This window comes from Sphingomonas sp. UYP23, from assembly GCF_054059235.1.
On the sequence record NZ_JBSSBX010000001.1, the window covers coordinates 4,577,338 to 4,603,158 of the forward strand.

Sequence of the window (25,821 nt, forward strand, 5' to 3'; positions counted from 1 at the left end):
CAATCCCTTACGCAGGTTCAACGAGCCGCGGCGGCTTCGCGCGGAGCAGGCTCCACAAGACGCCCGCGGCGATCAAATCAAGTCCGGCGAGCGCGACGAACAGTGGGTCATACCCCCATGCGTCGGCGCTCTGCCCGATCAGCAGCGTGAACAGCATCCCGCCGATCCATGCCGAAGTCCCCGCCATGCCGCTCGCCGTGCCGACGGTGCGGCTGTCGAACATGTCGGCGCACAGCGTGATCAGCGCGCCGCTCAGCATCTGGTGGGCAAAGCCGCCGATGCAGAAGAGCAGAATCGCGATTCCCGGCGACCAGGCAAGGCCGATACACGCCGGCCCGATCATGCACGCCGCCCCGACGCTCATCGTGATCTTGCGCGAGGCGACGAGCGGCACGCCGCGCTTCATCAGCCAGGTCGGCAGCACGCCAGCAGCAAGGCTGCCGAAGTCGGCGGCAAGGAACGGCAGCCACGCCCACAGCGCGATCCCCTTGAGGTCGAGCTTCCACACCGCGACGAGATAGAGCGGGATGAAGAAGTTGAAGGTCTGCCACGCCGGCTCGGCGAGGAAGCGCGGCACTGCGATCCCCCAGAAGCTGCGGCTGCGCAGCAGCGCGCGGCGCGTCGTCGGCTTGGCTGCGACATCTTCCTCGCGCGCCGCGATCAGCGCAGCGCGTTCGTCGTCGCTCAGCGCGGGGTGATCTGCCGGGCTGCGATAGCCCCACCACCACAACAATGCCCAGGCGAGGCTGAGCCCGCCGGTCACGAGGAATGCCGCCTGCCAGTTCCACGCCAGGATGCAGAACGCCACCAGCGGCGGTGCGATCATGTTGCCGACGCTCGTTCCCATCTGGAAGACGCTGGTCGCCAGTGAGCGTTCGCGCGGTGGAAACCATTCGGACACCGCCTTCGCACCCGCCGGGATCGCCGCCGCTTCGCTCGCGCCGAGCAGCGCGCGGAAGAAGGCAAGGCTCGGCCAGCCCGTCGCAAAGGCATGCGCCATATTGGCGAGCGCCCAGCCGACCGCGAAGATGAAGAAGCCGAGCCGCGTGCCGAGCGCATCGAGCACCCCGCCCGCGACGGTCTGCATGATCGTGTAGCTCGCCTGGAAGGCGAGCACGACCCAGCTGTAATCCTCGGTCGTCATGCCGAATTCGGTCTTCAACTGCGGCGCCGCGACCGACAGCGTCGAGCGCGCGAGATAGTTGAGGATCGTCCCGAGCATCACCAGCCCGATCAGGCGCCAGCGCAGCGGCACGCGGCGCAGGGACTGCAACCGTCCGGACGTCATGCGGCGAGCTCCCGCCATGTCTGGGCAGACAAGGACCTGCCCGCTCGCGCCCGGATGATCGCCGTCACGGCGGTCTCCGGAGGCACATCTGTGCACGTCCCCCGCATAGTCCTCTCCTATTGTTTGGCCAGATTGGTAAGGCCATAACAACTTTTGTCAAAATGAATTGATTTTGTACCGATGCCTTCATTTTCGTGATCGATGCGCAGACGTCGTCGTCCGCGATGTGGACTGCCTCCAGCGCAGGAGGGGCACCTCGTTTCGGATAGAGCACCACGATGGGCCAAGGCCGCGCAGGCGCTCGTCACTGGCTGTGGTTCGGTCGCGGGACATTCGATGGGCGCTCGAGCACGATCCGCTGCCCGGTCATGGTCGGTGTCGGGCGGCAAGACGTCTGGAGTCCGCACGAGCAAAGTGAAGCAATCGCTGCTGCGATCGCCGATGCGCGCTATGCCATTTTCTAGGACGGCGCCCGCATAGCGCCGATAGAGGCGCCCAAATCGACTGCGGCGGCATCGGGATATTGCTCCACCGCGATCCGCCGCATCAGCGCCAGGATCCACTGGACGCCTTCGTCGTTTGCGCGCGCCGAATGGACCTGCCCCACTTCGTGCATCGGGGGGATCTCGAGTGCTGGCGGCAACGGCAGGATCGCCATCGGAAAACTCTGCGCAAGCAGACGCGCGAGTCGCTCATGCATCACGGCCAGCCGATTTGTCCCGCAAAGGAGCCACGGCACGGTCGTGAAGGACGCCGTGACGACCTGAACGTTGCGGCGCCGCCCCAGCGTCCCGAGAAACGAGTCGGCATATGTCCCCTTGCCGATGCGCCCGATCGAGACAGCGACATGCTCGGCGGCGAAGAAGGCATCGTCGTCCATGTTGGCGAACGCGGTTTCGTTCGCGGAATCGCACACGATCACGTGCCGTTCGGAAAAGATCCGCTCGAACGGGTGGGCGGGCGAGACATAGACTTCGGGCGTGATGATCAGGTCGAGCTTGCCGTCGTCGAGATCGATCGTGCTGCGCTCGTCGGGGGCATTGATCTCGATCTGAATCGCGGGCGCGGTCTCGGCGAGCAGGCGGACCAGCGGACTGATCAGGATCGCGGTGATATAGTCCGATGCGGCAATGCGAAAACTGCGCTGGCTGGTCGCCGGATCGAACCCCGACTGGATCGCCAGGAGCCGCTCGGATTCCTGCAGGCAGCGGCGGATCTGCGGCCACAGGCTGTCGGCATGCGCGGTCGGATGCATCCGCTTGCCGACCGAGACGAGCAGATCGTCCTGAAAGAAGTCGCGCAATCGGCTGAGCGCGGCGCTGACCGCAGGCTGGCTGAGGTTGAGATGCTCGGCCGCGCGCGAAACGCTGTGAGTCGTCATCAGCGCGTCGAACGCGACCAACAGGTTGAGATCGAAGCCTTTGAACCGCATGCTCTATCCATGACTGTGATCGTTTTTTATTAGTATAAGCAATTATTCAAATGATGCCAGCTGCGATACGCTTTGTGCAGCCGTCGAGAGAACGGCCAACAGGAGAGAGAGCATGAAAGCAGCCCGTTGGATGGTGCAATGCGCCGTATTCGGTTTCGCCACGGCGGCGCATGCGCAGGTCACGCCCCCTTCGGCCGAAACACCGGCGGCCGCTCCCTCCGAGGCCGGGTTGCAGGACATCATCGTAACGGCGCAGCGCCGCTCGGAAAATCTCCAGCGCGCAGCGGTCGCGATCAGCGCGGTGTCGGGCGATACGCTCGCCAGCGCCGGCATCACGCGCCCGACCGAATTGACCTCGGTCGTCCCGTCGCTTCAGGTCGCGCCTGCCGCGGGCCCGTACGCGCTGTTCTACCTGCGTGGTGTCGGCAATTTCAACGGTAACGCGCTGTCGGATTCGGCGGTCGCGTTCAATTTCAACGGCGTCTATGTCGGCCGCCCGAGCTCGACCACGGGCTTCTTCTATGATCTCGAACGCGTCGAGGTGGTCAAGGGGCCGCAGGGCACGCTGTACGGCCGCAACGCCACCGGCGGTGCGATCAACGTTATTCCCAAGCGCCCCGATTTCGACACGGCGAGCGCCGAGGGCAATGTCGAATATGGCAATTACAACGCGCTGCGGCTCGACGCCGCGGTCAACGTGCCGCTCGGCGAAAATGTCGCGCTGCGCGCATCGGGTATCTATGTCCGCCACGACGCCTACATGAACGACGGGACCGACAATCAGAAGGACGGCGGCGGGCGGGTTTCACTGCGGCTGCGCCCGACCAACACGCTATCGATTAACCTCACCGCCGATTACTTCCGCCAGCGCGGCCGCGGCACCGGCGCCACCCCGCTCGGGCTCAACCCGGAGAATCGCGACGGCTTCTTCTCGCCCGCGGGCCAGGCGTTCGTCAACGGACAGGTCAACCAAGTGCTCGGCCGCACGATGGTCGCGCAGACCACGCCGCAGTTCCTCAACAACAGCTATTGGGGCGTGTCCTCGACGATCGAGCTGAACACGCCGGCAGGCACGATCACCGTCATCCCGGCCTATCGCGAGGGCAAGCTCGATTATCTGTCCTATTCGCCGGGTTTCTACATCCGCCAGGCTTTGTTGCATAATTACGCGAGAGCATGACCGACGTTTTACTTGAAGATGTTATTGGATGCGGACGGTCACCGGCGTTCCTATTTCGGAGAACCGATTGAGAATTGCAGCACGGACTTTGAGCTCGGTAATCTGACGATCGAAGGTGCGGGCGACAACGCGCTGGCCCAGGAGTTTGAAGCAGTGCATTTTGGTCTCGACCAGACTGCGGCGATGATAGCCGCTCCACTTTTTCCAGATTGCGCGACCAAGCCGCTTTGTCGCGCGTAGCGCTCCATTGCGTGCATCGACGCCGGGACCGCCTTCTGCCCATGGTTGCCCGTTGCGGCGGACCGGGATGACCGCATCGGCACCGCGCCCGGCAATAGCGGCATGGCAGTCCCTGGTATCATAAGCGCCATCTCCGCCGACGCTGAGTATCCGCTCGTCTCCGGGAATTTGCGCCAGGAGAACGGGCAGCGTCGGTGCGTCACCAATGGCATTCGTCGTGACCTCAATGGCCCGGATATCCAGCGTCCCAGCATCAATCCCGAGATGCACCTTGCGCCACTGGCGACGGTAGGACGGTCCGTGTTTGCGCGTCTTCCACTCGCCTTCTCCCGTCATTTTGATCCCGGTGCTGTCGACCAGCAGGTGCAGTCCGCCCGAGCTGATCCGCCCGCCGAGGTTGACCTTCAACGTCTTCTGCCGTCGGCACAGCGTCGTATAATCCGGCACCGACCAATCCAGCCCCGCCATTTTGATCAGGCTCGAAACCAACCCCGTCACTTGCCGCAAAGGCAGGTTGAACAGCGTCTTCAGCGTCAGGCACAGCTCTATCGCGCTGTCTGAAAACCGCATCGGGCGACCAGGGCGACCACACGGCTTCGAAAGCCAGTGCATCTCCGGATCAAACCATATTTCCAGCGACCCACGCCGCTTCAGCGCCGCATTATACTCAGGCCAGTTCGTCGTACGATACACAGGTGCGGCAGGTTTGGGCATTACGCCTATCTATACCGCTCGATTCCCTGCGTGAATCCCCGCCATCAGTTTTGCAACAAAGCCATTGGTTGCACCGCATATTTTCAGTCGCATTAACGAAATGTGAAAGAGAATTTCCCTACATACGGCGCAAAGGGGGCCTCACGGTGGTGGTATTGCGCGATAAGATCCGGTCATTCAGCGTGCCCGCGCGCCGTCGCCCCAATCTTGTGGAAAATTGCGCTGGGGCAGCCGCCACCGAATTCGCTATCGTCGGACCGGCCCTCATCGCCCTCATCCTCGCCATCCTCTACACGGCGCTTATTTTTCTGGCGCAGCAGATGCTGGAAACGGCAGCCCTCGCCTCGGCACGCCTGTACGTGACCGGATCTGCGCAAACGATCAAGTTGGCCAACGGCCAGATCGGGCTGTCCGCGAGCGACCTGAAGAATGCGATCTGCAACGGCACTACCGGCACGGACGCGAGCGGCCATGCCATCACTATTGCACGCTTGTTGCCGCCGATGCTCTCCTGCAGTCGGCTCACCGTCAACGTCAGCACCGCGGGCAGTTACAATGTAACGAGCACAGCTGCGCCAACATTCGCCTACAATAGCAATGGCGTCATAACGTCGACCAACACCGGCTATAACACGCAGTCGGGCGGAGACGGACAAAGCCAGATCCTGGTCGTGCAGCTCATCTACCTGTGGCCGACGGGCACGGGGCCGTTTGGGTTGAATTTCACGAACCAGCCCAATGGCAACCGCATGCTCGTCGCGACGTCGATTTCAACGACCGAGGCCTATTCGTGCAACTCGGCGCAAACCTCATGCTGAGGCGCCTTGTCCATGCCACGCGCGGGGTAGCGCTGATCGAATTCGCGCTGTGCCTGCCCGTCCTCATCGTTCTGTATCTCGGCGGATACGCTGCGCTCGACATGATATCGTCGACGCGCAAGGTCACCACCGCCACGCGCTCGCTCGTCGACCTGGTCAGCCGAACCATGTCGCCAGCGATTATCTACAATAGCCCGCAGGACGCGAATGCCACGTCGTATCTGAGTGCCGCCGCGGTTGCCCTGGCACCCTACAAGCTCAACAACGCAACCGCGCAGATCTCGCTGCTGAGGATCTGCGACGCCACGCACGCCTATGTCGTCTGGACCCAGGCGCAGACGCAGACAGTCGATGGCAGCATCGTGAGCGCCGCGACATCGACTCTCACCGCCGGGACGCTTCCCGCGAACCAAACACAGTCGGCCCCCACCGTCGTCTCGATCCCGGGCACGATGGTTACGTCCCCGGTAGTACCGGCTTCGCCCGACGGCTCGAATGTGTGCGGGAACTTCGCGCCGAGTACCAGCACCAAGACACAAGTCGGCACCGCGGGTGGCTGGCTGTTCGTCGGTACAGTCAAATATCGGTACACCCCGAGCATCAACTTCTTGTCTTTGCCGACAACGATGCTGACCGACACGATCTATATGTCGCCGCGCCTTTACTAGGTGGATAGATGATGAAAAGCCCACGTACGTTCCGACCCTGGGTTGATTTGGTCACGCTCTTTCGACGGCTCAGCGCCGATCGGAAGGGCGGCGTCCTGATGATCATGGGTTTCTCGATCATCCCGCTCACCTTCGCGACGGGCTTCGGGATCGATTATGCACGGGCCATGCGACTTCAGACCCATCTGAACTCCGTTGCCGATGCGGCGGCGCTGGCGGCGGTCTCTCCCGCGATGATCCTACGCGCCAGACAGGATTCGACCGATGCCGGCAATAACATGTTTGACGCGCAAGCATCGGGTATTGGCGGCTATCTGGGGATGCAGAGAACCGTCACCGTCACGGATGGCTCGTCCGGCAGCGGCCAGACATTGGCAGCCCTCCGCACGGCGACCGTGACCTACACTGCGCAGTCGATCAACATTTTCGGCGGCATTCTCGGTTCCAGCTCATTGACGGTGCATGGCACCGCGACCGCAAACGCTGCACAGCCGCCCAACGTGGACTTCTATCTGGCGATGGACAATTCCCCATCGATGCTGCTCCCGGCAACCGCGGACGGCATCAGCAAGGTCCAGAGCGTCACTGGCTGTGCCTTCTCATGCCATGAATATTTGCCGCATAGTCCAAGCGACAAGATATTTGTGAAAAACAACAAGGGCTTGGACGTTTTGCTTTCCGCTAGCTATTACGCCAAGGGAAATTCCAAACACAATGTCTTCTATCTCTACAATTCCACGACGCTGACGCTCTACGACGGCGCGGGAATTGCGATGAATTCCACATCGTCGGTGTCCGGTACTACGGTCACCACTGCGGGAAGAACCGGCGCGCAACCAACCAGCATCGCCACCACGCCGGTTACGGACACCACGATCAGCTACGCCATTACCGATCCGCCAGATGCGGCGGTAACGATCACCCAGACGACCACCGTAACGCAAAAAACGCAAGTCGTAACGACGCAGAGCAACGGAACCTCGACCAGAAGCGCGACGACCAACAGTACCCAAAAAACGAACGCGACCTTCGACACCGGATATTGGGCGGACGGCTACTGGCTAACGCACAATTACGGGCTTGCCTATGGCAGCCCCTCGAGCATCGTCTTGCGCAAGGACGACGTCGTTTCCGCCGCATCCCAATTGATGCCGTTTGCCTCCAGCCAGGCAAAGCAGTTCAAGGTCACCTACCAGGCACAGATGTTTTCGTTCGACTGGACTCGCTCCGGCGCCAGTTCTCCCGTCAAGACGCTGAACACCCTGACCGATGTCACGAAGTACGCCAGCGACTTTTCGGCAGCCACCTTGTTTCCCGACGACGACTATTGGTGGGTGAACAGCCAGCCGACCAAGGGGAACAATACCAACGATCAAGCCACCGAGATCTCCAACATGCTGACCACGATGAACGGCCTTATTCCCAAGGCCGGCACGGGCGCGCCCGGCGACACCCCCCAGAAAATCCTGTTCCTCGTAACGGACGGCATGGTGGATCAACCCAGCCGATATTTTGGACCGCTGCGGAGCAGTGATCAGACCATTTGCACCGCCATCAAAGCAAAAGGCATCAAGATCGCGATCCTGTATACGCAATATCTGCCGGAGGCGCTGGCTGGCGACGACTGGTCGCAGAAGAATGTGGCGTCGTTCCTGCCGCCCCCTCCGGCGCCCTACGCGACAGGCAGCGCGGGAAGCTCCGATCAGGTCCTGACCGCGCTCCAGCGATGCGCTTCACCCGGAATCAACGGGGCAGCGCTCGTGCAGACCGTAACTGCCAACGACAGTATCATTACCGCGCTCCAGCAATTGTTCTCCACGGCGCTCCAAACATCCCGCCTCGTGCAGTAATCGCTTAAGCCACAAACGACATTCGATCACGGAGCCTCCCTCGCCGGCCTTTCAGCCCGCGCGAGGGGCCTCCCGCTCGGTATCGCGAGGGGACGAGCGGACTCGCCGAATGCGGATCGCATCCTCTTCCGCCGGCTGGAGACCGCTGCATCAGGGTTGGCTATCGCTGCAGCCGGGCCTCCGGATCGCCGCATCATGGCAGTGCGTGGTTTTTTGCAACGAAGCATGCCGGTCATTGTGTTGGATCGTGCGCACAAAGCAGGCCATGACGCGGTGATGTCGCGCGCCTTCAGACTTCTTCTCTCGATCGATCGTTTTCTGCTGTGGCTGATCGCCACCGTCGTGGTGGCAAGCCTCCTGCCCGCTCGCGGCGTTGCGGCCGGCTGGGCCGATTTGATCGCCGATCTGGCGATCGCGTTGCTGTTTTTCCTGCACGGCGCAAAACTGTCGCGCGCGGCAATCGTGCAGGGGATCGGCAATTGGCGACTGCACGCGCTGACGCTCGGATCGACCTACCTGCTGTTTCCCGCAGTGGGCCTCGCGCTGGTCTGGGCAGCGCGCGGCTGGGTCGATCCCTTGCTGCTCTCGGGGCCGCTCTACCTCACGCTGCTGCCCTCGACGGTGCAATCTTCGATCGCGTTCACCGCGATGGCGCGCGGTAACGTGGCGGCGGCGGTGTGCAGCGCGTCGCTGTCGAACCTGCTGGGTATTTTCCTGACGCCGCTCCTGGTCGGCGTGTTCATGCACGTGGCGGGCGGCGGTGCCGTCGCGTCAACGCACTCGATCGCGACGATCGCGCTGCAATTGCTGCTGCCGTTCCTCGCCGGGCATTTGCTGCGTCCGGTAATTGGCGGCTTCGTCGATCGCAACAAGGCCATCTTGCAGCCGGTCGATCGCGGATCGATCCTGCTCGTCGTCTATTCGGCGTTCGGGGCCGCCGTGATCGGCGGGATCTGGACGAAGGTCGGCGTCGGCGACGTGCTGATCCTCGTCGCGTTGAGCGCGGTGATCCTGGGGCTGGTGATGGGCGTCAACGTGCTCGTCGCGCGGATGGGCGGCCTGTCGCGCGAGGATGCGATCGTGCTGCTGTTCTGCGGATCGAAGAAGAGTCTTGCATCGGGCGTGCCGATGGCGGGCGCGCTGTTCCCGAGCGCGCAGGTCGGCGTGATCGTGCTGCCGGTGATGATCTTTCACCAACTCCAATTGTTCGTCTGCGCCGCGTTGGCGGGGTATTTTCAACGGCAGAGCGAGCGCGACGCGCCCGCCGCTGCCCCCCTGCCCCGCACTGACGACGCGATTGCGGCAGCAGCGGCAGCACGCGGGATCGCGGTGCCCGACGCCTGCATGCCCGGCGTGACTGCAAATCTGGCCGTGCTCGACGCGCAGCTCGACACGCTGCGCGGCGCCGACGCGAACAACGCCCGATGACGAGCGCGATCGCTATCGCCGCAGCGGTCCGCGCCGGTCAGGTACGCGCTTCCGACATCGTCGAGCGCCACCTCGCGGCACTGGCGGCGGACGACAACCGGCTCGTGGCGGTGACGCGCGTGCTGGCGGAGCGTGCGCGCGCCGAGGCGCAGCAGGTCGACGCCACGATCGCCGCCGGGGGCGACCCCGGGCCGCTGGCGGGCGTGCCGTACGGCGTGAAGGATCTGTTTGATGTGCGCGGCCTGTCGACGACGGCGGGCTCGTCGCTTTACGCCGACGCCGCGCCGGCTACCGCCGACGCGCCCGCGATCGAACGGCTGCGCGCGGCGGGTGCGGTGCTGGTCGCGACGCTCAACATGGACGAATTCGCCTATGGCTTCGCGACGATCAACGCGGCGCATGGCACGACCCGCAACCCGCACGCCCTCGACCGGCTCGCCGGCGGTTCGTCGGGCGGATCCGCAGCGGTCGTCGCGGCCGGGCGGCTCCCCTTTTCGCTCGGATCCGACACCAACGGGTCGATCCGCGTCCCCGCGAGCCTGACCGGGATCTACGGACTCAAGCCGACGCATGGCGGGCTGCCGCTGGCGGGTGTCTTCCCGTTCGCCGCGAGTTTCGACGATATCGGGCCGTTCACCAACTCGCTCGCCGATCTCGCCTTGCTATGGGACGTCCTCAGCGACAGCGTCGGCGAGCGTAGCGGGACGCCGCTCCGCGTCGCACGGCTCGGCGGGCGCTTCGCCGAAAATTTCGACCCCGACCAGCGCGCTGCGATCGACGCGATCGCGCCCGACGCGCCGACGATCTCGCTCGGCGACGTCGCCCGCGCCCGCGCGGCGGCGTTTCTGATCACCGCATTCGAAGGCGGCGCAGTCCACCGTGCTGCGTTCGCGCGAGGGCAGGTGCTGCAGTTCGATCCCGCCACGCGCGATCGGTTGCTCGCCGGCGCGCTGCTCCCCGATGCCGTGTACGCCGAAGCGCAGGCGTTCCGCGCGACCTTCACCCAGGCGCTCGAGCCGGTCTTCGCCCAATACGACGTATTGATCGCGCCCTCGGCCCCCTGCGTCGCCCCGACGATCGCCGATCCGCAGATCCTGATCGACGGCGTGGCGACCCCGGCGCGGCGCGATCTCGGCATCCATACGCAGCCGATCAGCTTCACCGGCTGCCCGGCGCTCGCGGTGCCGCTGCTGCGGCCGGGTCGCTTGCCGCTGGGCTTGCAGTTGATCGGCGCGCCGGGGGGCGAGCGGACGCTGTTCCGCTTTGCGGCGATGCTGGAGGAACGGGGGCTGACCGGGGTATCCCCGCCGGCCGGGGCATTTCAGGGGGATTATCGATGACGCAAGCGACCAGACCGATCGACCCGGGAGCCCCGCCGACGATGGGCGCACACCGCCTCGACCGCTATTTCCGGATGAGCGAGCGCGGCACCACTGCGCGGACCGAAGTGCTGGCGGGGGTCACCACCTTCCTGACGATGGCCTATATCGTGCTGGTCAATCCCGCGATCCTCGGTCAGGCCGGGATGCCGGTCGCCTCGGTCGCCGCCGCGACCTGCTTTGCCGCCGCCTTCGCCTCGATCCTGATGGGTATGGTCGCCAATACCCCGCTGGCGCTCGCACCGGGCATGGGGCTCAACGCCTATTTTAGCTTTACCGTCGTCCAGCAGATGGGCGTTCCCTGGCCGGTCGCGCTGGGTTGCGTGCTGATCTCGGGCGTGGCCTTCCTGCTGCTGACGCTGACGGGCGTGCGGCAGATGATCGTCGCCGTCATCCCGCAGCATCTGTTCGCCGCGGTGGCGGGCGGGATCGGGCTGTTCATCGGCTTTATCGGGTTGAAGAATGCCGGGATCGTCGTCGCCAGCCCCGCGACGCTGGTCGCGCTCGGCGATCTCAAGGCGCCGGGCGCGGCGCTGGCCTTGTTCGGCCTGCTCGCGATCGGCGCGCTGAGCGTGTGGAACGTGCGCGGCGCGATGCTGATCGGGATCATCGGCACCACCCTGGTCGGCTGGTTCGCCGGGCAGGTCGTGTTCAAGCCCGAGCCCTATAGCCTCGCGGCGCTGACCGGCACCGCGTTCAAGCTCGATCTGCCCGGCGTGTTCGGGCTCGGCGGGCGGCACGGGCTCGGGCTGATCGAGATCCTGTTCGTCTTCCTGTTCGTAGATCTGTTCGACAATATCGGCACGCTCGTCGCGGTGACCAAGCGCGCCGGACTGATGGACGCCGCCGGGCGCATCCCCGGGCTCAACCGCATCCTGATGACCGATGCCGTCGCGACGATCGTCGGCTCGCTCGCGGGCACGAGCACGGTGACGTCCTATGTCGAGAGCGCCGCTGGCGTGCAGGCGGGCGGCCGCACCGGGCTGACCGCGGTGGTGACCGGCGTGCTGTTCCTGCTCACCATGTTCGTCGCGCCCTATGCGCAGCTGATCCCGCTGGCCGCGACCGCGCCGGCGCTGATCATCGTCGGCGGGCTGATGTTGCTCCCATTGCGCGAAGTCGAATGGGAGGATGCCTATTCGGCGATCCCCGCCTTCCTCACCGTGGCGATGATCCCGCTGACCTTCTCGATCGCCAACGGGCTCGCCTTCGGCATCACCGCGCATGCGCTGTTGAAGCTGGTCCGCGGGCGGATCACCACCGCGGACTGGTTCCTGCTGCTGCTCGCCGGACTGTTCGTCGTGCGCTTCGTGTGGATGAGCGCGGGGGCATGAGCTGATGCGCCACTCCGTTCGATCGTATCGCGGCATGGTCACCGCGCCACACCACCTTGCCGCGCAGGCCGGGCTCGACGTGCTGCGCGACGGCGGGACCGCGATCGAGGCGAGCGTCGCGGTCGCGGCGACGCTCGCGGTGGTCTATCCGCACATGACCGGCATCGGCGGCGACGGCTTCTGGCTGATCGCCGAGCCCGATGGCCGCGTGCACGCGGTGCATGGCTGCGGCGGCGCGGCCGGCGCTGCAGACCTCGCGCTCTATGCGGGGCACGACACCGTGCCGACGCGCGGGCCGCTCGCCGCCAACACCGTCGCGGGAGCGGTTTCGGCCTGGGCTGCCGTGCTAGAACAGGGTGGCGGCACGCTGCCGCTCGCGCGCTTGCTGCGCGACGCGATCCACCATGCCGAAAACGGGGTCGCCGTGACGCGTGGTGGGGCCGAGATCGCCGCGGCAAAGGGCGGCGAGTTGCGCGGTCAGCCCGGGGCTTATGCCGCGATCTTCGAGCCCGATGGGCGGCCGTTGCGCGAAGGCGAGCGGCTCCTCCAGCCGCTGCTCGCCGAGACGCTGCGGCGGATCGGCAGCGAGGACGCCGACGGCTTCTATCGCGGTGCGCTCGCCGCGCTGCTGGCGGAGGATCTGGCCGCGCTCGGCAGTCCGGTTTCCGCCGCAGATCTTGCCGCGCATGCCGCGACCCGGCCGACGCCGCTGCATACGCGCATCGCCGGGGCCGAGCTGTACAACAGCGCCTCGCCGACGCAAGGGCTCGCCTCGCTGCTGATCCTCGCGCTGTTCGACCGGCTGGGCGCCGCCACAGCGGACGGCTTCGACCATGTCCACGGTCTCGTCGAGGCCACCAAGCAGGCGTTCCTGCTGCGCGACCAGCATGTCGGCGACCGCGCGTTTCACGCGTTCGACGATCAGGCGCTACTCGACGATGCCGCCGCGCTCGACGCGCTCGCCGCGCAGATCGATCCGGCGACAGCGCTGCCCTGGCCGCGACCGGCCGCGCTCGGCGACACGTGCTGGTTCGGCGCGGCGGACAGCGAGGGCCGCGTGGTGAGCGCGATCCAGTCGACCTATTTCGAATTCGGGTCGGGGCTCGTGCTGCCGCAAACCGGGGTGACGTGGCAGAATCGCGGCAGCTCGTTCCGGCTGGCTGCCGTCGGATGGAATGCGCTGCGGCCGACGCGCAAACCGTTCCACACGCTCAACCCCGCGCTCGCGCGCTTCGATGATGGGCGGACGATGGCCTATGGCACGATGGGCGGCGAGGGCCAGCCGCAGACGCAGGCTGCGTTGTTCTCGCGGTACGCTCGCTTCGGCGTGGGGCTGCAGGAGGCGGTCAGCGCGCCACGCTGGCTGCTCGGGCGGACCTGGGGCGACCAGAGCACGACGCTCAAGATCGAGGACGGCTTCGCGCCAGGCGTCTATACCGCGCTCGCCGCTGCCGGCCATGACGTCGAGCGCGTCGGTCCGCCGACCGCGATGATGGGGCATGCCGGCGCGATCGTCCGCTCGGCCGATGGGATGCTCGAAGGCGCGACCGATCCGCGCAGCGACGGCCAGGTGGCGGCATGGTAAGCGCGGCTGCCGGCGGCGCGCGCGCGGCGGTGAGGTGCGACCTACTCGGCGTTGCGCCGTTCAGCGACCTGCCGGACGCGCTGTATCGCGGCTATCTGACGCCGGCGCATCGCGCCGCGGTCGATCAGGTCGGCCGCTGGATGGTCGAAGCGGGGATGGCCGTCGCGCTCGATCCCACCGCCAATCTGGTCGGCCACTATCCCGGCACCATCGCCGACGCGCCTGCGCTGGTGATCGGCAGCCATCTCGACAGCGTGCGCGACGGTGGCTGTTATGACGGGCCGCTCGGCGTGATGCTCGGCATCGAATGCGTCGCGGCGCTTCATGCGGAAGGGCGGCGCTTGCCCTTCCCGATCGAGATCTACGGCTTTGGCGACGAGGAAGGCTCGCGCTTTCCGGCAGCGATGCTGACCAGCCGTGCGGTCGCCGGGACGCTCGACGGCGATTTGCTGGCGATCCGCGACGCCGACGGGGTTCCGCTCGCGACCGCGCTTCGGCTGTTCGATGGCAAATCAGATCTGGACGTCGCGTCCTTCCACCAGGCCCGACGGCCCGCGGGTTCGACGCTCGCCTATCTCGAAGCGCATATCGAACAGGGCCCGGTGCTCGAGGCCGAAGGCCTTGCGGTCGGCACGGTGACCGGCATCGCCGCGCAACTCCGCTATCGCATCGCGGTAAGCGGGACCGCAGGCCATGCCGGAACCACATCGATGCCGCTGCGCCGCGATGCGCTTGCGGGCGCGGCCGAAATGCTCCTCGCGGTCGAAGCCATCGCCCGCGCCGACGCCTCCGATCTCGTCGCGACGGTCGGCGCGATCGAGGCGCTGCCGGGCGCCGCCAACGTCATTCCCGGGCGCGTGCGCTTCACGCTCGATGTCCGCGCAGGCGATGCCGCGCGGCGGGATGCGGCGGCGGAGGCGATCCTCGATCGCATCCACACGATCGCCGATACGCGCGGGCTCGATCTTGCGATCGAGCGGGTGCATGATCTTCCCGCGAGCCCATGCGATACCGCGCTGATGGATCTGCTCGACGCCGCGACGCTAGCGGCCGGGCAGTCGGTCCGCCGCCTCGTCTCGGGCGCGGGGCATGATGCGATGGTGATGGCCGCATTGTGTCCCACCGCGATACTGTTCCTGCGCTGCAAGGGCGGGATCAGCCACAATCCGGCCGAGCAGGTCGCCCCCGCTGACGCCCAGGTCGCGCTCGCGGTCATGCTCGGCTTCATCGAACGTCTTGGAGCAGCATATGGCGGATGAGTTGAGCGTGGACCTGTTCGGCGAGATTGATCCCCCGCAGCGGCTGCTGATGGGCCCGGGCCCGGTCAACGCGCATCCACGCGTGCTGCGCGCGATGTCGGCCGATCTGCTCGGGCAGTTCGACCCCGAGATGACCGGTTACATGAACCAGGTGATGGCGCTCTATCGCCCGATCTTCGGCACGGGCAACCGCTGGACGATGCTGATCGACGGCACCGCGCGCGCCGCGATCGAAGCCTCGCTGGTCTCGCTGGTGGTGCCGGGCGACCGCGTGCTGGTGGTCAATTTCGGGCGCTTCGGGCTGTTGCTGACCGAGATCCTCGGGCGGATCGGCGCGGTGGTCGAGACGGTCGATGCAGCCTGGGGCGAAACCGTCCCGCTCGACGCAATTGCCGCGGCGATCGAACGCTTCGCGCCGAAGGTCGTGGCCACCGTCCACGGCGACACCTCGACCACGATGGCGCAACCGCTCGAAGGCCTTGGCGCGCTGTGCCGCGCGGCAGGCGCCTTGTCCTATGTCGATGCCACCGCGACGCTCGGCGGGATGGAGATCGCGACCGATCGCTGGGGGATCGACGTGGTCACCGGTGGCCTGCAGAAATGCCTCGGCGGGCCGTCGGGCTCGGCGCCGATCACGTTGTCCGACGCCGCCGCCACGCACATCTACGCGCGGCGCCATGTCGAACAGGGCATCCGCCGCGCCGATATCGTCGATGGTGCCGGGCCGCGGATCGGCTCGAACTATTTCGATCTCGCGATGATCATGGATTATTGGTCGGAGAAGCGGCTCAACCACCATACCGAGGCCACCTCGATGCTCTACGCGGCGCGCGAATGCGCCCGCGTCGCGCTGGGCGAAGGGCTCGACGCGCGCTTCGCCCGCCATGCCGCCGCGGGCCGCGCGATGACCGCCGGCTTGCGCGCGATGGGCTTGCGCGTGTTCGGCGACGATGCGCACCGGATGACCAACGTCACCGGCGTCCACATCCCCGACGGGGTCGACGGCGAACGCGTCCGCACCGCGATGCGCGACCAGTTCGAGATCGAGATCGGCACCGCGTTCGGCCCGTTGCAGGGGCGGATCTGGCGGCTCGGCGCGATGGGCTATAATGCGATGAAGCATAAGGTCTTCATCACGCTCGGTGCGCTCGAAGTCTGCCTGCGTCGCGAGGGGTTCGCGGTGTCGGCGGGCGGCGGCGTCGAGGCGGCGATCGCGGCGTGGGACGCGTGATGCCGCCGCGCGACCTGATCGGCTATGGCGCCACCCCGCCCGATCCGCGCTGGCCGGGCGGCGCGCGCGTCGCGGTGCAGTTCGTCGTCAATTACGAGGAAGGCGCCGAGAACTCGGTGCTCAACGGCGATGCCGGCTCGGAAGCCTTCCTGTCCGAGATGGTCGGCGCCGCGAGCCATCCCGACCGCGCGATGGCGATGGAAAGCCTCTACGAATATGGCAGCCGCGCGGGCTTCTGGCGGCTCCACCGGCTGTTCACCGCGCGCGGTGTGCCGGTGACGGCGTTCGCCGTCGCCAAGGCGATGGAGGCGAACCCCGCGGTCGTCGCCGCGATGCAGGATGCCGGGTGGGAGATCGCCAGCCACGGCCTGCGCTGGATCGACTATCAGCGCGTCCCCGAAGCCACCGAGCGCGCGCATATCGCCGAGGCGATCGCGCTCCACACACGGCTGACCGGGAGCCGCCCGCTCGGCTGGTATCAGGGCCGCACCTCGCCCAACACCGCGCGGCTCGTCGCCGAGGAAGGCGGGTTCGTCTACGATGCCGACAGCTATGCCGACGATGTGCCCTATTGGGACCGTCGCTTCGGCCGCGCGCAATTGATCGTGCCCTACACGCTCGACGCCAACGACATGAAGATGGTCGCGCTCAACGGCTTTACCGAGGGCGAGCAGTTCTTCCGCTACCTCTGCGACAGCTTCGACCAGCTGCGCGAGGAAGGCGGGCGGATGCTGTCGATCGGCCTGCACGGCCGAATCGCCGGCCGCCCGGCGCGCGCGCGGGCGCTTGCGCACTTCGTCGATCATGTCCTCGCCTCGGGCGATGCATGGATCGCGCGGCGCATCGATATCGCGCGCCACTGGATGGAGGTTTGCCCGGCATGACCGATACCCCGATCGACGATCCGATCCTCCTCGCCGAAGTGACCGCGGCGTTCCACCGCTACGAGCGCGCGCTGATGGCCGACGACGTCGCGACGATGGACGCGTTGTTCCATGCCGCACCGACGACCAACCGCTACGGCGTCGGCGAAGTGCTGTACGGCATCGACGAGATCCGCGACTTCCGCAAAGGCCGTGGCGGGTCGCCGCAGCGCAGGCTCGGGCGCGTCGCGATCACCGTCTATGGCGCGGGCTTCGCCACCGCCGACGCCGAATTCTTTCGCGAGAATAGCGACCGGCGCGGACGGCAGAGCCAGGCGTGGGTCAAGTTCGCCGATGGCTGGAAGGTCGTCTCGGCGCATGTCAGCCTTGAGGGAAACAGCCATTGAGCGCGCTGTTCGAGCATAGCCCATGGGTCGAGCAGCGCGCCGACGCGGCTGCGGCGTCGGGCGATCGCCATGCCGATCTCATCGCGGTGGTCGCCGCCGCGACACCCGAGGAACAGCTCGCGCTGATCCGCGCGCATCCCGAACTCGCCGGCAAGGCGGCGATCGGTCGCACGCTCACCGATGCGTCGGCAGCCGAGCAGGCATCGGCCGGGCTCGATCGCCTCACGCCCGACGAATTTGCGCGCTTCCACGCGCTCAATGCGGCGTACCGCGCGCGCTTCGACTTTCCCTTCATCATCTGCGTGCGGCTGACCGACAAGGCCGGCATCCTCGCGGCGATGGAGCACCGCCTGGGCAACGACCGCGACACGGAGATCGCCGCCGCGCTGACCCAAATCGGCGAAATCGTCAGGCTGCGACTGGAGGATCTGCGATGAACGACGCAATCGGCCTGCCCGCGCTCGAGGCGGAGCTCGCGCGGCAGCTCGTGCTGATCGGTCATGGCGGTGCCGATTGGACACGCCCGCGCGGCGATGCCGATACGCGGGTCTATGACGTGGTGATCGTCGGCGGCGGCCAGAGCGGACTGGCGGCAGCGTTCGGGCTGCTGCGCGAGCGTGTCTCCAACCTGCTTGTCATCGACGAGAACCCGGCGGGCTTCGAAGGCCCGTGGGAAACCTATGCGCGGATGATCACGCTGCGCACCCCCAAGCAGCTCAACCCGATCGATTTCGGCATTCCGGCACTCAGCTTCCGCGCCTGGTGGGAGGCACAGCACGGCGCCAGCGGATGGAACGCGCTCGACAGGATCGCGCGCGGCGACTGGATGGCGTATCTGCGCTGGTATCGCCGCGTGCTCGCGCTGCCGGTGCGCAACGACACGCGGCTCACGCTGATCGAGCCGCTGGGGGACGGGCTCCACCGTTTGCACCTCGCGGGACAAGACCCGATCCTCGCGCGCAAAGTCGTGCTGGCGACCGGGATCCAGGGCGGCGGCGAGTGGCATGTCCCGCCGATGGTCGCCGACGTGCTGCCGCCGACGCTCTACGCACACACCAGCGCGGCGATCGATTATGCCGCGCTCGCGGACAAGCGGATCGGCATATTGGGTGGCGGCGCATCGGCGTTCGACAATGCCAATCATGCTTTGAGCTTGGGCGTCGCCGAAGCGCATGTCTTCCTGCGCCGCACGCACTTGCCGCGGATCAACCCGATCCGCTTCATGGAACGCGTCGGTTTCACCGGACGCTATCCCGCGCTGTCGGACGCCGAGAAATATGCCGTGATGGCGTCGTTCCTCGGGCACAACCAACCGCCGACCAACGACACCTTCGCGCGTGCCGCCGCCTGGCCGGGCTTCACGCTGCATCTGGGGTCGCCGTGGCTGTCGGTCGCAGCGACGGCGGACGGCGCGCGCGTGACGACGCCCCAAGGGCCCCACGATTTCGACTTTCTCGTTCTCTCGACCGGCCTCGTCAGCGACCCCGGTCTGCGCCCCGAATTGCGGCTGATCGCCGACAAGGTCGCGCGCTGGGCGGATCGCTTCACCCCGGCGGCGGGCGCCGGCAACGCGCTGATCGACGCGCATCCCTATCTCGGGACGGGCTTCGAACTGCTCCCGCGCGACCCGGCCGATGCCGACACGCTGCACGGGCTGTTCGGGTTCAATTATGCCGCGTTGATCAGCCTCGGGCTGTCCGCCTCGGCGCTGTCGGGGTTGCAGGCCGCGCTGCCGCGCCTCGTCCGCGGCGTATCCGACCAGCTGTTCCGCGACGATCGCACTGCGCTGATCGCCGATCTGCTCGCCTATGACGAGGCCGAGTTCGTCGGCGAATGGCCCCTTCCCTCCCCACCCCAGGCAACGGCAACCGCATGACAAGCCTCTCGACGCATGTGCTCGACACCACGCACGGCCGCCCCGCGAGCGGGATCGCGCTACGACTGGAGGCGGCCGACGGCGCGCTGCTGTTCGAGGGCGTCACCAATGCCGACGGACGCTGCCTCGGCCTGCCCGGCCTTTCGATCGGGCAGTATCGCATCGCCTTTGCCGTCGCCGATTATTTCCGGGGCTTGGGCGTCGCATTGGCCGACCCGCCCTTTCTCGATGTGGTGACGATCGCTTTCGGAGTCGCCGATACCGGCCATTACCACGTGCCCTTGCTCGTCTCGCCCTACGGCTATTCGACCTATCGAGGCAGCTGAGGTGGAGGTGCGCTTCATCCTCGACGGCGAAACGATCGAGCTCGCAGACGTCGATCCGACCGCGACCTTGCTCGACCATCTGCGCTACACGCTGCGGCGGACCGGGACCAAGGAAGGCTGTGCCGAAGGCGATTGCGGCGCCTGCACCGTGCTGGTCGGCGAGCCCGACCCCAGCGGGAAAGCGGTCGCGTGGCGCGCGGTCAATGCCTGTATCCAGTTGCTGCCGATGCTCGACGGCAAGGCGTTGCTGACGGTCGAAAGCCTCGCGCAGGGCGACGCGCTGACACCGTTGCAAGCGTGCATGGCGGAGAATGGCAGCTCGCAGTGCGGCTTCTGCACGCCGGGGTTCGTGATGTCGCTGTACGGCCGCTGCATCGGCGCGGCGGGGGCGGCGCTCCCGGTTGCGGACGTGGTGGCGGGCAATCTGTGTCGCTGCACCGGCTATGGTCCCATCCTCGAAGCCGCGGAGACCGCCGCGCCGGTGGTGCGCGACGATGCGGCCCTGTTGGCGCGGCTGCACGCGCTCGGCGAACGGGCACCCGATCCGATCGTCCCGCGGACCGCCGAAGCCCTCGCCGATCTGCTCGCAGAACGTCCCGATGCATGCCTCGTCGCGGGCGCGACCGATGTCGGGCTGTGGGTCACGAAGGAACTGCGCACGATCGAAACGCCGATCTTCATCGGCGAGATCGCGGACCTGCGCACGATCGAAGAAGACGCCGACGGCGTTCGGATCGGCGCGGCGGTCCGCTATGCCGAGGCGCACACCGTTTTCGCGCGGCTGCATCCCGACCTCGGCGAACTGACGCGGCGCTTTGCCGCGCTGCAGGTGCGCAACGCCGCGACGATCGGCGGCAATATTGCCAACGGCTCGCCGATCGGCGACGGCCCGCCCGCCTTCATCGCGCTCGGCGCCGAGCTGAGGCTGCGCAGCAAGGCCGGACGCCGGACGATTCCGCTCGAAGCCTATTTCCTCGACTATCGCCAACAGGATCTGCGCCCCGGGGAGTTCGTCGAGAGCCTGTGGATTCCGCGGCCTAGTCCCGACGATCTGGTCCATATCTCCAAGCTGACGCGGCGTTTCGACAGCGATATCTCGGCGGTCTGCGGCGCGTTCAAGCTGACGATCCAGGGCGGTCGCATCACCGCGGCACGCGTCGCGTTCGGCGGGATGGCGGCGACACCGCGCCGCGCGCCGGCCTGCGAGGCGGCGCTCACCGGCGCGGCCTTCACCCTCGCGACGATCGAGGCCGCGGCCGAGGCGCTGCAGCAAAACTATACTCCGCTCAGCGATGTCCGCGGCTCGAGCGGCTATCGGCTCGAGGCGGCGGGCAATCTGCTCCGCCGCTTGTGGCAAAAGGCGCAGGGCGAAACCGTGTCGGTGCTCGATCTGGAGCGCGCGCATGGCTGATCGCGCGACACGCCTGCCGCTCCCCGCAACGCGGTCGCGCCCGCACGACAGCGCCCGCCTGCATGTCAGCGGCGCAGCGGGCTATGCCGATGACGGCACCGAACCGCCGGGGATGCTCCACCTCGCCTTCGGGCAAAGCGCGCAAGCCCACGCCGCGATCCGCGCAATCGACCTCAGCGCGGTACGCGCCGCCGAGGGCGTCATCGCGGTGTTCACCGCCGCCGACATTCCCGGCGCGAACGACGTCAGCCCGGTCGCGCATGACGACCGGCTGCTTGCCGATGGCGAAGTGCTGTGCGTTGGCCAGGCGATCTTCCTCGTTGCCGCGACCAGCCGCACCGCAGCGCGCAAGGCCGCGCGGCTCGGCCGGATCGACTATGAACCGCGCCCCGCCTTGCTCTCGATCGCGGACGCGCGCGCGGCGGCATCGCAGATCGAGGCGACCCAGCGCATGGCGCGCGGCGATGCGGCGGCGGCGCTGGCCAGCGCGCCACACACGCTGTCGGGCGGGTTCGATCTCGGCGGACAGGATCATTTCTACCTCGAAGGGCAAGTCGCGCTCGCTACGCCGGGCGAGGACGGGCAGATCCATGTGCTGAGTTCGACCCAGCACCCGAGCGAAGTCCAGCATCTCATCGCGCACATGCTCGGCCGTAGCTCAGCCGATGTCACGGTCGAGGTGCGCCGGATGGGCGGCGCGTTCGGCGGCAAGGAGACGCAAGCCGCCTTGTTCGCCGCCGCCGCTGCGCTCGTCGCGGTCAGGACCGGTCGCCCCGCCAAATTCTGCTGCGACCGTGACGACGACATGGTGATGACCGGCAAGCGTCACGATTTCCGCATCGACTACGATGTCGGGTTCGATGCCGAGGGGCATCTCCTCGCGCTGCAGCTGCGCCTCGCCTCGCGCTGTGGCGCGACGGTCGATCTCTCGCCCGCAATCAACGACCGCGCGATGTTCCACGCCGACAATTGCTACTGGCTCCCCGCGGTCGAGATCGTGTCGGAGCGGCTCAAGACCCACACGGTCTCGGCCACCGCATTCCGCGGCTTCGGCGGGCCGCAGGGGATGATCGCGATCGAGCGCGTGATCGACGCGGTCGCGCACGCGCTCGATCGCGATCCGGTCGATGTGCGCATCGCCAATCTCTACGGTCCGGGTCGCGACGTCACGCCGTACGGCATGACCGTGACCGACAATATCGCGCCCGAGCTGATCGCCCGGCTGCGCCGCGACAGCGACTATGACGCGCGGCGCGCTGCGGTCGAGACGTTCAACGCGTCGCACACGGTGCTGAAGAAAGGCATCGCGCTGACCCCGGTGAAGTTCGGGATCAGCTTCACCACCACGCATCTCAATCAGGCCGGCGCGCTGGTGCTGGTCTATGCCGACGGCAGCATCCAGATCAATCACGGCGGCACCGAGATGGGGCAGGGCCTCTACGTCAAGGTCGCGCAGATCGTCGCCGACGTGTTCGCGGTGCCGCTGGCGCAAGTGCGCATTACCGCGACGCGGACCGACAAGGTCCCCAACACCTCGGCCACCGCCGCCTCGTCGGGCGCTGACCTCAACGGCATGGCGGCGTTCAATGCGGCGATGACGATCCGCGACCGGCTCACCGCCTTCCTCGCGCGCAGCTTCGCGTGCGACGCCGATGCGGTTGCCTTCACGCCCGACGGCGTGGTCGCCGGCGCGGAACGAATGAGCTTCGGCCAGGCGTGCCGCAAGGCGCATATCGGCAGGATCTCGCTCGCCGCGACGGGCTATTACGCCACGCCCGACATCGCCTATGACCGCGCCGCGCATCACGGGCGGCCCTTCTATTACTTCGCGTACGGCGCGGCAGTCGCCGAGGTCGCGATCGACACGCTGACCGGCGAGCACAAGGTGCTCGCGGTCGACATCCTCCACGATGTCGGACGCTCGCTCAATCCGGCAATCGATCTCGGGCAGATCGAGGGCGGTTTCCTGCAGGGGCAAGGCTGGCTGACCACCGAGGAACTCGTGTTCGACGCCAAGGGCAAGCTGCTGACGCACTCGCCCGCGACCTACAAGATCCCCACCGCGTCAGATCGCCCGAGGCATCTCCGCATCGGCCTGTGGGACGGCGAGAATGTCGAGCCGACGATCCACCGCTCGAAAGCGGTCGGCGAGCCGCCGTTCATGCTGGCGATCTCGGTCTTCTCGGCGCTCACCGCCGCGGTCGCCGCGACCACGCCCGAGCAGCGCGCGCTTCCCCCGCTCGATGCGCCCGCCACGCCCGAGGCGATCCTCCGCGCGATCGCCGCGCACCGGGCCGCGGCATGACCGCGTGGCTCGGCTGGCTGCGCGAGGTCGCAGCGCACACGCCGTCGGCGCTGGTGCACGTGCTCGCGAGCGAGGGCTCCGCGCCGCGCGGTGCGGGCACGCGGATGCTGGTCAGCGGCGACGCGCTGTACGGGACGATCGGCGGCGGACAGCTCGAATATCGCGCGATCGAGCAGGCGCGCGCGATCCTGGCGCTCGCGCCGGGGAGCTGGCGGATCCAGGATTATCCGCTCGGGCCGCTGCTCGGGCAATGCTGTGGCGGCCGCGTCCGGCTGTTGATCGAGCATATCGACCCGGCGCGGCTCGGCTGGGTCGCCGACGCGACCGAACAGCGCGTGCTTGTCTCGACGCTGCACACCGACCGGATCGACCGCCACGTCCGCACCGATGCGGTCGCGCAGCACCTCTCGGCCCGTGGCGACCGTCCGCGCACGGGCAGCAGCTTTGCCGAGATCATCGGCCAGTATCGCCGCCCGCTCTACCTGTTCGGCGCCGGCCATGTCGGCCAGGCGATCGCTCGGCATATCGAGCATCTGCCCTTCCGGCTCGCCTGGTTCGATACGCGCCCGGTGTTCGATTCGATCGACGGGGTGGCGGTGGTGCCCGAAGCCGCGATCGAGCAGTGCGTCGCCGAAGCGCCCGACGATGCCGCGATCGTGATCCTGACGCACGACCATGCGATCGACTATCGCCTGACGCGCGCCGCGCTGCGCCGGACGCAGACTGCCTTTGTCGGGCTGATCGGATCGGCGACCAAGAAAGCGCGCTTCGCCTCCAGGCTTGCCGAGGACGGGCTCGACACCGAACAGCGCGCACGGCTGACCTCGCCGATCGGAATTGCCGGCGTGAGCGGCAAGGAACCCGATGTCATCGCCATCGCGACGCTCACGCAATTGCTCCAGCTCGGCCGCACGGCATGAGCGCGCGCGGTTTTCGCGGAGAAATCCTGTCGGTCGCGCACGATCCACGCGATCATCCGGGTGCGATCCGACACGAACCCGATGGGCTGCTGATCGTCGAGGACGGGATTGTCGTAGCACGCGGTCCATATGGAGAACTGGCGCCGCATTATCCGGGAGTCGCGATCGAGCCGCTGGCCGGGCTCATCGTTCCCGGCTTTATCGATGCGCATATCCACTATCCGCAGATGGACCGGATCGCCTCGCATGGTGACCAATTGCTCGACTGGCTCGACCGTCACATCTTCCCTGCGGAGAAGGCGTTTGCCGACCGCGCGCATGCCGATGGCGTGGCCGCGGCGTTCCTCACCGAATTGCTGCGCAACGGCACGACCAGCGCGCTGGTGTTCGCGACCGTCCATCCGCAATCCGTCGATGCGCTGTTCGAGGCAGCCGCACGCCGCAATATGCGGATCGTCGCAGGCAAGGTGTTGATGGACCGCGGGCCAGAGGGCCTCGCCGATACCCCGCAGTCGGGCCGCGCCGAAAGCGAGGCGCTGATCCGGCGCTGGCATGGCCACAAACGGCTCGGCTATGCGGTGACGCCGCGTTTCGCGCTGACCTCGTCCGACGCGCAATTGGCCGATAGCGGTGCGCTGCTCGCGGCGCATCCCGGGGTGCTGCTCCACACGCATCTCGCCGAAAACCTCGGCGAGTGCGCCGCGGTCGCCGAGCGCTTCCCCGACGCGCACGATTATCTCGACGTGTACGATCGCTTCGGCCTGGTCGGCCCGCGCTCGGTCTTCGCGCACGGCGTCCATCTGTCCGACCGCGCCTGCGCGCGGCTCCATGAAAGCGGTGCGGGAATCGCGGTGTGCCCGAGCTCGAACCTGTTCCTCGGATCGGGCTTCTTCGATTTCGGGCAAGCCGACCGCCATTCGGTACGGCTCGGGCTCGGCACCGATGTCGGCGCGGGGACCTCGTTCTCGCTGCTGTCGAGCGCGGGGCTCGCCTATCAGGCGGCGCTCGCGCGGGGCGATCGGCTCGATCCGTTCCGCGCGCTCTATCTGGCGACCGCAGGCAGTGCCGGTTTGCTCCACATCGACGACCGGCTTGGAAGCCTCGAGCCCGGGCAGGAAGCCGATTTCGTCGTGCTCGACACCGCCGCCACGCCCTTGCTCGCGCGCCGCACGACAGGCGCGAGCCTCGCCGAGCGGCTGTTCGCGCTGCAGATCCTCGGCGATGACCGCGCGCTCAGCCGGACCTACCTGCTCGGCGACTGCGTATGGGACAAACACGCCGACCGCTGATCCGCGCGCCTGCGCACA

The 25,821-nt window shown here is 67.1% G+C and carries 23 protein-coding genes; 20 read left to right on the forward strand and 3 right to left on the reverse strand.

The genetic code is table 11. The annotated features are described in order from the left end of the window. Window positions 1-7 precede the first annotated feature (7 nt). On the reverse strand, window positions 8-1,288 hold the full coding sequence (locus tag ACVWYO_RS22415) for an MFS transporter (RefSeq protein ID WP_457354604.1): 1,281 nt from the start codon (window positions 1,286-1,288) through the stop codon (window positions 8-10). A gap of 278 nt (window positions 1,289-1,566) precedes the next feature. Here ACVWYO_RS22415 and ACVWYO_RS22420 point away from each other — a divergent pair, with 278 nt between their 5' ends. Then, the gene (locus ACVWYO_RS22420; RefSeq protein ID WP_457354606.1) at window positions 1,567-1,752 is read left to right on the forward strand and encodes a hypothetical protein; all 186 of its coding nucleotides are present in this window, start codon (window positions 1,567-1,569) and stop codon (window positions 1,750-1,752) included. Here ACVWYO_RS22420 and ACVWYO_RS22425 read toward each other — a convergent pair. Continuing rightward, window positions 1,749-2,720 (reverse strand): LysR family transcriptional regulator, encoded by a 972-nt coding sequence (locus tag ACVWYO_RS22425; RefSeq protein ID WP_457354608.1) that lies wholly within the window; start codon window positions 2,718-2,720, stop codon window positions 1,749-1,751. The two genes, ACVWYO_RS22420 and ACVWYO_RS22425, sit on opposite strands and share 4 nt — an antisense overlap. A gap of 112 nt (window positions 2,721-2,832) precedes the next feature. On the opposite strand from ACVWYO_RS22425, the gene ACVWYO_RS22430 reads away from it, so the two are divergent. Then, window positions 2,833-3,900, forward strand: coding sequence for a TonB-dependent receptor (locus ACVWYO_RS22430; protein ID WP_457354610.1), 1,068 nt, complete (start codon window positions 2,833-2,835; stop codon window positions 3,898-3,900). A gap of 21 nt (window positions 3,901-3,921) precedes the next feature. Here ACVWYO_RS22430 and ACVWYO_RS22435 read toward each other — a convergent pair whose 3' ends face one another. Next, window positions 3,922-4,854: an IS5 family transposase gene (locus ACVWYO_RS22435; protein ID WP_457348219.1), complete on the reverse strand. Its 933-nt coding sequence runs from the start codon at window positions 4,852-4,854 to the stop codon at window positions 3,922-3,924. Window positions 4,855-5,009: 155 nt separating this feature from the next. Here ACVWYO_RS22435 and ACVWYO_RS22440 point away from each other — a divergent pair, with 155 nt between their 5' ends. The 18 genes from ACVWYO_RS22440 (at window position 5,010) to guaD (ending at window position 25,803) form a co-directional block, all read left to right on the forward strand. Next, window positions 5,010-5,672 (forward strand): TadE/TadG family type IV pilus assembly protein, encoded by a 663-nt coding sequence (locus tag ACVWYO_RS22440; RefSeq protein WP_457354613.1) that lies wholly within the window; start codon window positions 5,010-5,012, stop codon window positions 5,670-5,672. Continuing rightward, a complete protein-coding gene (locus tag ACVWYO_RS22445; RefSeq protein WP_457354615.1) occupies window positions 5,666-6,340 on the forward strand; it encodes a TadE/TadG family type IV pilus assembly protein in 675 nt (224 codons plus the stop codon). Before ACVWYO_RS22440 ends, ACVWYO_RS22445 begins: the two co-directional genes overlap by 7 nt. Before the next feature lie 8 nt (window positions 6,341-6,348). Beyond that, entirely contained in the window at window positions 6,349-8,190 is a 1,842-nt protein-coding gene (locus tag ACVWYO_RS22450) for a pilus assembly protein TadG-related protein (protein ID WP_457354617.1), read from the forward strand. 276 nt (window positions 8,191-8,466) lie between these two features. Next, window positions 8,467-9,618 (forward strand): bile acid:sodium symporter family protein, encoded by a 1,152-nt coding sequence (locus ACVWYO_RS22455; RefSeq protein ID WP_457354619.1) that lies wholly within the window; start codon window positions 8,467-8,469, stop codon window positions 9,616-9,618. Further along, window positions 9,615-10,958 (forward strand): AtzE family amidohydrolase, encoded by a 1,344-nt coding sequence (locus ACVWYO_RS22460; RefSeq protein WP_457354621.1) that lies wholly within the window; start codon window positions 9,615-9,617, stop codon window positions 10,956-10,958. Before ACVWYO_RS22455 ends, ACVWYO_RS22460 begins: the two co-directional genes overlap by 4 nt. A 41-nt stretch (window positions 10,959-10,999) precedes the next feature. After that, window positions 11,000-12,331, forward strand: coding sequence for an NCS2 family permease (locus ACVWYO_RS22465; protein ID WP_457355124.1), 1,332 nt, complete (start codon window positions 11,000-11,002; stop codon window positions 12,329-12,331). 4 nt (window positions 12,332-12,335) lie between these two features. Beyond that, on the forward strand, window positions 12,336-13,916 hold the full coding sequence (locus tag ACVWYO_RS22470) for a gamma-glutamyltransferase family protein (protein ID WP_457354623.1): 1,581 nt from the start codon (window positions 12,336-12,338) through the stop codon (window positions 13,914-13,916). Further along, window positions 13,910-15,175 (forward strand): allantoate amidohydrolase, encoded by a 1,266-nt coding sequence (locus tag ACVWYO_RS22475; RefSeq protein WP_457354625.1) that lies wholly within the window; start codon window positions 13,910-13,912, stop codon window positions 15,173-15,175. Before ACVWYO_RS22470 ends, ACVWYO_RS22475 begins: the two co-directional genes overlap by 7 nt. After that, complete coding sequence (locus ACVWYO_RS22480) at window positions 15,165-16,406, forward strand: pyridoxal-phosphate-dependent aminotransferase family protein (protein ID WP_457354627.1); 1,242 nt, start codon at window positions 15,165-15,167, stop codon at window positions 16,404-16,406. Before ACVWYO_RS22475 ends, ACVWYO_RS22480 begins: the two co-directional genes overlap by 11 nt. Further along, window positions 16,406-17,290, forward strand: coding sequence for an allantoinase PuuE (gene puuE, locus ACVWYO_RS22485; RefSeq protein WP_457354629.1), 885 nt, complete (start codon window positions 16,406-16,408; stop codon window positions 17,288-17,290). Before ACVWYO_RS22480 ends, puuE begins: the two co-directional genes overlap by 1 nt. Further along, a complete protein-coding gene (gene hpxZ / locus ACVWYO_RS22490; protein WP_457354631.1) occupies window positions 17,287-17,676 on the forward strand; it encodes an oxalurate catabolism protein HpxZ in 390 nt (129 codons plus the stop codon). The genes puuE and hpxZ overlap by 4 nt, the downstream gene beginning before the upstream one ends. Continuing rightward, a complete protein-coding gene (uraD, locus tag ACVWYO_RS22495) occupies window positions 17,673-18,113 on the forward strand; it encodes a 2-oxo-4-hydroxy-4-carboxy-5-ureidoimidazoline decarboxylase (protein ID WP_457354633.1) in 441 nt (146 codons plus the stop codon). Before hpxZ ends, uraD begins: the two co-directional genes overlap by 4 nt. Continuing rightward, complete coding sequence (locus ACVWYO_RS22500; RefSeq protein ID WP_457354635.1) at window positions 18,110-19,552, forward strand: FAD/NAD(P)-binding protein; 1,443 nt, start codon at window positions 18,110-18,112, stop codon at window positions 19,550-19,552. Before uraD ends, ACVWYO_RS22500 begins: the two co-directional genes overlap by 4 nt. After that, on the forward strand, window positions 19,549-19,878 hold the full coding sequence (gene uraH, locus ACVWYO_RS22505; RefSeq protein ID WP_457354637.1) for a hydroxyisourate hydrolase: 330 nt from the start codon (window positions 19,549-19,551) through the stop codon (window positions 19,876-19,878). Before ACVWYO_RS22500 ends, uraH begins: the two co-directional genes overlap by 4 nt. A 1-nt stretch (window position 19,879) precedes the next feature. Then, the gene (gene xdhA, locus ACVWYO_RS22510; RefSeq protein WP_457354639.1) at window positions 19,880-21,289 is read left to right on the forward strand and encodes a xanthine dehydrogenase small subunit; all 1,410 of its coding nucleotides are present in this window, start codon (window positions 19,880-19,882) and stop codon (window positions 21,287-21,289) included. Further along, window positions 21,282-23,594 carry a xanthine dehydrogenase molybdopterin binding subunit gene (gene xdhB / locus ACVWYO_RS22515; protein WP_457354641.1) on the forward strand — a complete coding sequence of 771 codons (2,313 nt, stop codon included), beginning with the start codon at window positions 21,282-21,284 and terminating at the stop codon, window positions 23,592-23,594. Before xdhA ends, xdhB begins: the two co-directional genes overlap by 8 nt. After that, window positions 23,591-24,514, forward strand: a complete 924-nt coding sequence (gene xdhC / locus ACVWYO_RS22520) for a xanthine dehydrogenase accessory protein XdhC (RefSeq protein WP_457354643.1) — start codon at window positions 23,591-23,593, stop codon at window positions 24,512-24,514. Before xdhB ends, xdhC begins: the two co-directional genes overlap by 4 nt. Continuing rightward, entirely contained in the window at window positions 24,511-25,803 is a 1,293-nt protein-coding gene (guaD, locus tag ACVWYO_RS22525; RefSeq protein WP_457354645.1) for a guanine deaminase, read from the forward strand. The genes xdhC and guaD overlap by 4 nt, the downstream gene beginning before the upstream one ends. Window positions 25,804-25,821: the final 18 nt, after the last annotated feature.

Bases quoted from the DNA above. Each gene is read 5' to 3' on its own strand.
- ACVWYO_RS22420 (WP_457354606.1), top strand. From the start codon at position 1,567: ATGGGCCAAGGCCGCGCAGGCGCTCGTCACTGGCTGTGGTTCGGTCGC.
- ACVWYO_RS22450 (WP_457354617.1), top strand. From the start codon at position 6,349: ATGATGAAAAGCCCACGTACGTTCCGACCCTGGGTTGATTTGGTCACG.
- ACVWYO_RS22415 (WP_457354604.1), bottom strand. From the start codon at position 1,288: ATGACGTCCGGACGGTTGCAGTCCCTGCGCCGCGTGCCGCTGCGCTGG.
- ACVWYO_RS22460 (WP_457354621.1), top strand. From the start codon at position 9,615: ATGACGAGCGCGATCGCTATCGCCGCAGCGGTCCGCGCCGGTCAGGTA.
- ACVWYO_RS22445 (WP_457354615.1), top strand. From the start codon at position 5,666: ATGCTGAGGCGCCTTGTCCATGCCACGCGCGGGGTAGCGCTGATCGAA.
- hpxZ (WP_457354631.1), top strand. From the start codon at position 17,287: ATGACCGATACCCCGATCGACGATCCGATCCTCCTCGCCGAAGTGACC.
- ACVWYO_RS22470 (WP_457354623.1), top strand. From the start codon at position 12,336: ATGCGCCACTCCGTTCGATCGTATCGCGGCATGGTCACCGCGCCACAC.
- puuE (WP_457354629.1), top strand. From the start codon at position 16,406: ATGCCGCCGCGCGACCTGATCGGCTATGGCGCCACCCCGCCCGATCCG.
- ACVWYO_RS22430 (WP_457354610.1), top strand. From the start codon at position 2,833: ATGAAAGCAGCCCGTTGGATGGTGCAATGCGCCGTATTCGGTTTCGCC.
- xdhB (WP_457354641.1), top strand. From the start codon at position 21,282: ATGGCTGATCGCGCGACACGCCTGCCGCTCCCCGCAACGCGGTCGCGC.
- guaD (WP_457354645.1), top strand. From the start codon at position 24,511: ATGAGCGCGCGCGGTTTTCGCGGAGAAATCCTGTCGGTCGCGCACGAT.
- ACVWYO_RS22435 (WP_457348219.1), bottom strand. From the start codon at position 4,854: ATGCCCAAACCTGCCGCACCTGTGTATCGTACGACGAACTGGCCTGAG.
- uraH (WP_457354637.1), top strand. From the start codon at position 19,549: ATGACAAGCCTCTCGACGCATGTGCTCGACACCACGCACGGCCGCCCC.
- ACVWYO_RS22480 (WP_457354627.1), top strand. From the start codon at position 15,165: ATGGCGGATGAGTTGAGCGTGGACCTGTTCGGCGAGATTGATCCCCCG.
- ACVWYO_RS22500 (WP_457354635.1), top strand. From the start codon at position 18,110: ATGAACGACGCAATCGGCCTGCCCGCGCTCGAGGCGGAGCTCGCGCGG.
- ACVWYO_RS22475 (WP_457354625.1), top strand. From the start codon at position 13,910: ATGGTAAGCGCGGCTGCCGGCGGCGCGCGCGCGGCGGTGAGGTGCGAC.
- ACVWYO_RS22425 (WP_457354608.1), bottom strand. From the start codon at position 2,720: ATGCGGTTCAAAGGCTTCGATCTCAACCTGTTGGTCGCGTTCGACGCG.
- xdhC (WP_457354643.1), top strand. From the start codon at position 23,591: ATGACCGCGTGGCTCGGCTGGCTGCGCGAGGTCGCAGCGCACACGCCG.
- ACVWYO_RS22455 (WP_457354619.1), top strand. From the start codon at position 8,467: ATGTCGCGCGCCTTCAGACTTCTTCTCTCGATCGATCGTTTTCTGCTG.
- ACVWYO_RS22465 (WP_457355124.1), top strand. From the start codon at position 11,000: ATGGGCGCACACCGCCTCGACCGCTATTTCCGGATGAGCGAGCGCGGC.